The organism is Kitasatospora sp. NPDC059812 (genome assembly GCF_042732075.1).
In the GTDB taxonomy this organism is placed as follows: domain Bacteria; phylum Actinomycetota; class Actinomycetes; order Streptomycetales; family Streptomycetaceae; genus Kitasatospora.
The window spans coordinates 72,123-77,708 of sequence record NZ_JBHWIO010000033.1 but is presented as its reverse complement, the minus strand read 5'-3'; the positions used below and the strand labels follow the sequence as shown (position 1 = coordinate 77,708).

Here is a 5,586-nt window from a genome sequence, read left to right as displayed (position 1 = left end):
GCGCTCGAGCTCCCCCCGCCGCGCGGCTCGGCGGCCCCCCCCCCCGCCCCGCCCCCCCCCCGCCGCCCCCCGCCCGCCCCCCCCCCCGCCCCCCCCCCCGCGCCGAGACCAGCCCCGATCGGCTGTTCTGCCACGTCCACGGACGCGGTCGCAGCAAGGACCAGTTCGTCCCCGGCTGGCCCTACTCCTTCGCCGCCGTGCTGGAGTCCGACCGCATCTCCTGGTGCCGACTGCTGGGCGCAGTCCGACCCGGCCCGGCTCAGTCGACGGAGTCAAGCCCTTCCCACACGCGCGGGACATTGCCGCCGCCCCCGCCTATGTGCTCCTGAGGGCCTTCAGGGGGTCGGTGCGGGCCGCGCGCAGGGCCGGGTAGAGGCCGGCCAGCAGGCCGACGACGGTGCCGATCAGCGGGGCGGGCAACGTGGTGACCGGCTGCAGGACGGCCGTCCAGTCACGGGCGGCGGCCACGCCGACCACCGTCACCACGCCGAGACCGGTGCCGATCAGCCCGCCCAGGGTGCCGAGCGCCATCGACTCGGCCAGGAACTGGGCCGCGATGTGCCCGGTGCGGGCGCCCAGCGAGCGGCGCAGGCCGATCTCCGCGGTCCGTTCCAGGACGGCGACCAGCGTGGTGTTGGCGATCCCGACCGCGCCCACCAGCAGGCAGATCCCGGCCAGCGCCAGAAACAGCCCGGTCAGGTCGGAGGTCACCGTGTCTTGCAGGCTGTGCGGGTCCGGCGGCGGGACGACCGTGAACGAGTTCGGGGCGTCCGGCCGCAGAGCGAGCGGGAGTTGGTCGGCCACCACGGTCGCGGCGCCGACCCGGGTGGCGACCAGGCCCTGGACCCCGCGGTCCGCGTCCGGAGCCGGGTTGCCGTACCGCTCCAGCGCCGTACTGGCCGGAATCACCATGCCCAGCAGGGCAGCCGGCTGGCGGCGGACGTCCGAGTAGATCCCGATCACCGTGTACGGGACGTGGTCGATGAAGACGGCCGGCTGGGCGTCCAGCCGGCTCACCCCGAGGCGCTTGGCGGCGGCCTCGCTGAGCAGGACCACCGGCTGCGCCGTCCGCTGCACGAAGTCGTCCATGGTGACTCCGGCGGACAGGGTCGGCTCCATCGCGGCGACCGCACCCGGGGTGGCCGCGAGCAGGGAGAGCCCGGTGCCCTCGCCGGGGCCGTCCGGCTGGCGGGAGACCACCGGGGAGCCGGGCACCGGCCACCAGACGCCGCCGGCCCGCACGCCGTCGATCGCGGACATCCGGCGGTCGGTGTCGGCGGGGAAGTCGCTCGACGGGTTGGTGCCGGGGGCGAGGCCATCGGTGCTCGGGCGGTCGGTCACGGTGACGGTGGTGGCCTTGGTCAGGCTGAACCGCTCGCCGATCTGGCCGGTAGCGGTCGCGGTCAGGCCGAGCACGGCGACGAAGGCGCCGATTCCCAGGACCGTACCGAGCATGGTCAGCACCGAGCGGCCGGGGCGCTGCAGGACGCCGGAGAGCGCCTCGGCGAGCAGGTCGCGGGGGCTGAAGCGGGAGGGCGGCTCGGGAAGCACGCTGCGGCGGCGGCTCACCGGGCGCCTCCCGCCGCCCGGACGGCTTCGGCCTCGCTGAGCACGCCGTCGCGGATGGTCACCCGGCGCTCGGCGCGGGCGGCCACGGACGGGTCGTGGGTGATCACCACCAGGGTGAAGCCCTGCGCATGCAGCGCGTCGAACTGTGCCAGCACCGCCTCGGCGTTGGCCGAGTCCAGGTTGCCGGTCGGCTCGTCGCACAGCAGCAGGCTGGGCCGGTTCACCAGCGCCCGGGCGATCGCCACCCGCTGGCGCTCGCCGCCGGACATGGTGCCCGGCAGCGCGTCCGTGCGGTGGCCGAGGCCGACCAGGTGCAGCGCCTCCAGGGCGGCGGCGTGGCGAGCGCGGCGCGGGGAGCGGTTGTAGACCTGCGCGAGGACGACGTTCTCCTCGGCGGTGCGGTGCGGGAGCAGGTGGAAGGACTGGAAGACGAAGCCGATCCGGCGCCCGCGCAGGGTCGAGCGGTCCCGGTCGCGCAGGCTGCCGGTGTCGATGCCGTCCAGTTCGTAGCGGCCGGTGGTGGGGGTGTCGAGCAGGCCGAGCAGGTGCAGCAGGGTGGACTTGCCGGAGCCGGACGGGCCGGTGACGGCCAGGTACTCGCCGCGGTGGACGGTCAGGTCGGTGGGGTGCAGCGCGACCACGGGCGGGCGGCCCGGGTGGGTGCGGCCGACGCCGGCCAGGGCGATGACGGGCGGCTCACCGCCGGGCCCGGTGGTGTCAGAGGGTTCGACGGTCACCGGCCGACCACCACCTGGTCGCCGACGCGCAGTTCGGCGCCCTCCGCCGGGGTCACGGCCACCATGCCGTCCGCGGTGACACCGGTGGTCACCGGGACGGTGGTGCGGTTACCGGCGGAGTCCACCCTGGTGACGGAGGTCCGGCCGGCCGCGTTGGTGGATATCGCGGCGACCGGGACCACGGTGACAGGGGCGCCCGCCTTGTCCTTGAGGACGGTCAGACGGACGTTCTTGCCGCTCATCGCCGCAGGCAGGGGGTTGGCCGGGGTGATGGTGAGCGGGATGTAGCTCTGGCCGCCCGGCCCGTTGCCCGGCGCCCCGGCGGCCGGGGCACCAGCCTGGCCACCGGGGGCTCCGGTACCAGCGCCGCCGCCGGAACCGCCGCCGGACGCACCGCCCAGGGTGACCACCTTGCCAGCCGGGGGAGCGGTGGTCGGGGCGCCGACCTCGGCGATGGTGCCGGGGACGGTGGTGTTGGTGTCCTCGGCGAGGATCGCGACGGCCATGCCCGGCTTGACGCCCGCCGCCTGGGTGGGCGTCAGCTGGCCGGTGACGGCCAGGCCGCCGCTGGTGAGCGACAGCAGGGTGCCGGAGGCAGGCGAGCCGACTGTGCCGTTGACGGCGGTGACGGTGGCCGGGAGGGTCGGCACGAACAGGACGTGGGCGGCCGGGACCATCGGGCCGTTCACCGCCCGGGCCTTGGCCAGGGCGGCCTGGTCAGCGGTCAACTGCTTCCGGGCATTGGCCAGTTGCTGATCGAGGTCGCCGGTCGCGGCGGGAGCCTGGCCCTGGCCCTGGCCCTGGCCCTGGCCCTGGGTCTGCCCCTGGCCCTGGGTCTGCGGCGCGGTCTGCTGGGGGGCCTGGGGCTGGTTCCCGGCGTTCTTCTTCTGCGCGGTGAGGCTCTCCACCGTCTGCCGGTCGGTGTCCACCGCCTTCTGCGCGGCGTCCACCGCCTGCTGGGTGGTGGCGCCGGTGGTCGGCACCGGGTAGCCGAGCTTGCGGTAGAACTCCGCCACCGCGGCGGCAGTGCCGGGCCCGTAGGAGCCCGTCTCGTCGTCGCCGGTCGAGTCCCCCAACCCGGCCAGGGCGGCCTGGAGTTCGGAAACGTCGGGGCCGGTGCTGCCGGGCTTGAGGTCGCGGTACGCGGGCACCGGTCCGGGTAAGGCGAACAGCGGCTGCCCAGACACCTCGGCGAGCAACTGCCCGGCCGCGACGGCGTCCCCCTGCTTCACGGCCAGCTTGGAGACGAACAGTTGGGTGATCTCCGCCGAGGCGGCGACAGGGACGACGTTGTACTGCGCGGGCGGGTACACCACCGCGCGGGCCGTGATCGAGGGCGTCAGCACCTGGCTGACCACCGGCACGGTGAGCAGACTGTTCGGCGGCGGCGCGGTCTGCGCGGCCCGCTCCGCCGGGGACTTCACCAGCGTAGCCGCCCCCACCCCACCCACTGCCACCAGCGCGGCGGCCAGCGCCACCCCCAGCAGCACCCGCCTGCGCCGCGCCGCCCGCGACCGGGCAGGCGGGGGTGACAGAAGAGGCTGGGCAATGCCGTCGTCAGCGCTCATCGTCGTCGTGGTCAATGGTGCCTCCTCCTTGACGGTGCCCTTGGGAAGAGCATGACCTATCGGATGTCGTTGAGACGCAAGGGGGTTGGAGGCGATCGTCTGACAACGCGGCCAAGTTGGTACCGCAGTTTCACGGGAGCCACCCCTGGTCTGCCTTCAGCACTCCGACAGCACCTCGCTCCGTGTCACCAGCCAGCGGCCATCCCTGGGCGCGAGGGTGTAACTCGCCAGTTGTTTCGGACGGTTCGTCAATTGGCCGGGCTGAACTCTTCCGCTCCGCGCCTCGTACTGGATCCACTTGCCAACGTCGACGCAGTCCACCAGGGTCGCCAACTTCCCGTCCACCGTGATGCTCCGGATCCGGTGATCGACGGACCCCTTGGCCACGAGCCCAGCGCCAGTCAGTGCGCCTAGGTTCGCACGCAGGATCTCCAGTTGCTCACCCGCCGCGTGGCCGGCCAGTGCCGAGCCGTCACCGGACTCATTGGCCACCAGCATCGCCTTCCAGTAGTCACTGTAGTCCTGCTGGACGCGCAGTCGTTCACCTGTGAATGCCTCACTGCTCTCGCTACTCGACCGGTTCGCGGCGAGCGTGCCAACGAATCCGACGACGGCGAGGAGGGCCAGGACGAGCAGCAGGAGCCAACCACGGCGACGGCCGCCGGCCACCGCCGTCATGCCTGGCCCAGCAGCTTCTTGGCCGCGGCGATCCGCTGCTGGGAGATTTCCCTGTCTGCTTGGAGCGCCTGCTCGTTCCTGCCGATATACACCTGCTGGTAGGTGGTCAGCACGGCATTCCAGGTGGCCAGCAGCTTCACCTGCTCTTTGCAGTTCATGTCGGCGACCGCTGTGTCCCGCTCCTCCTGTGACACCTGCTCCGGCCAGGCCGCCGAACTCGCCTGTACCGGATTCGCGTAGTTGTAACCCAGCTTGGTCATGCAGCTCTGCCAGTCCGCGAGCGAGGCGCGGACTCGGCTGTCGACGGCGGCGTGGTCGTACGCCTTGGCACGGAGGGTGCCGACCAAGTCCGAGGCGGTGTTCTTGATGCCCTCCGCCTGGAGCCGCCGTTCGAACTCTCCCATGCAGCCCCGGTCTGCCTTGGGATCGGCGGCACTGGCCTTGGTCCCGCGATCCCCCATCAGGGCCTTCTGGTATTCGGGGCCCTGCCCGGACGGATTCCCCGTACCGGAGGTGCCGTTGCCTCCTGGCCTGGGCGGCCGGTGGTACCCGGTCTGCTGCGCAGCGGAGACGGAGAGCAGGCCCAGAAGCGAGGTGTCGATGGGAGTCGGCGGGGGAGGTGTCGACGCCGGCCCAGGGTCGTAGTCGAACCCCTTGGCGGTCATGCAGGTCCGGGTGGCCTGGCCCATGGCCCGGAAGATCAGCGCGGACTCCTCGGCCCCTACCGAGTAGCCGTCCAGCGGATGGGTTACCGGCGAGCCGTCTGCCGGGTCCGCGCCGATCTGCGGGACCACGGGCTCGCCCACGATGTCGGAATCACCGCCCGCCTTCGTGTCTTTGCTGCAGCCTGCGGCGAGCACTGCTAAAGCCACTACAGAGATGACCACTTGAGCCCTGTTCATCCGCATTCAACACGCCACCTTCATGTCCGACGTCGCCTGTCGACGCAAGCCTCGCACCGTCGTGGGGGGGGGGGGGCCCGCGGGGGGCGGGGGGGGGGCCCCGACGACGGCGGTCTCGGCGGCTCGCCGGCC

The 5,586-nt window shown here is 72.9% G+C and carries 5 protein-coding genes and 1 pseudogene; 1 reads left to right on the top strand and 5 read right to left on the bottom strand.

The window, feature by feature from the left end; translation table 11 throughout:
* Positions 1–101 precede the first annotated feature (101 nt).
* Positions 102–257: pseudogene (locus tag ACFV6D_RS18785) on the top strand (transposase); the annotation flags it as partial.
* 58 nt (positions 258–315) lie between these two features.
* Here the strand turns inward: ACFV6D_RS18785 and ACFV6D_RS18780 are convergent.
* From ACFV6D_RS18780 to ACFV6D_RS18760, 5 genes are all read right to left on the bottom strand, one after another.
* Positions 316–1,569, bottom strand: a complete 1,254-nt coding sequence (locus ACFV6D_RS18780; protein ID WP_380560531.1) for an ABC transporter permease — start codon at positions 1,567–1,569, stop codon at positions 316–318.
* Positions 1,566–2,306, bottom strand: a complete 741-nt coding sequence (locus ACFV6D_RS18775) for an ABC transporter ATP-binding protein (RefSeq protein WP_380560530.1) — start codon at positions 2,304–2,306, stop codon at positions 1,566–1,568. The genes ACFV6D_RS18780 and ACFV6D_RS18775 overlap by 4 nt, the downstream gene beginning before the upstream one ends.
* Positions 2,303–3,889, bottom strand: a complete 1,587-nt coding sequence (locus tag ACFV6D_RS18770) for a peptidoglycan-binding protein (RefSeq protein WP_380560529.1) — start codon at positions 3,887–3,889, stop codon at positions 2,303–2,305. The genes ACFV6D_RS18775 and ACFV6D_RS18770 overlap by 4 nt, the downstream gene beginning before the upstream one ends.
* A 141-nt stretch (positions 3,890–4,030) precedes the next feature.
* Positions 4,031–4,552 carry a hypothetical protein gene (locus tag ACFV6D_RS18765; RefSeq protein ID WP_380560528.1) on the bottom strand — a complete coding sequence of 174 codons (522 nt, stop codon included), beginning with the start codon at positions 4,550–4,552 and terminating at the stop codon, positions 4,031–4,033.
* The gene (locus ACFV6D_RS18760; protein WP_380560527.1) at positions 4,549–5,460 is read right to left on the bottom strand and encodes a hypothetical protein; all 912 of its coding nucleotides are present in this window, start codon (positions 5,458–5,460) and stop codon (positions 4,549–4,551) included. The genes ACFV6D_RS18765 and ACFV6D_RS18760 overlap by 4 nt, the downstream gene beginning before the upstream one ends.
* Positions 5,461–5,586 lie beyond the last annotated feature (126 nt).

Bases quoted from the DNA above. Each gene is read 5' to 3' on its own strand.
- ACFV6D_RS18765 (WP_380560528.1), bottom strand. From the start codon at position 4,552: ATGACGGCGGTGGCCGGCGGCCGTCGCCGTGGTTGGCTCCTGCTGCTC.
- ACFV6D_RS18760 (WP_380560527.1), bottom strand. From the start codon at position 5,460: ATGCGGATGAACAGGGCTCAAGTGGTCATCTCTGTAGTGGCTTTAGCA.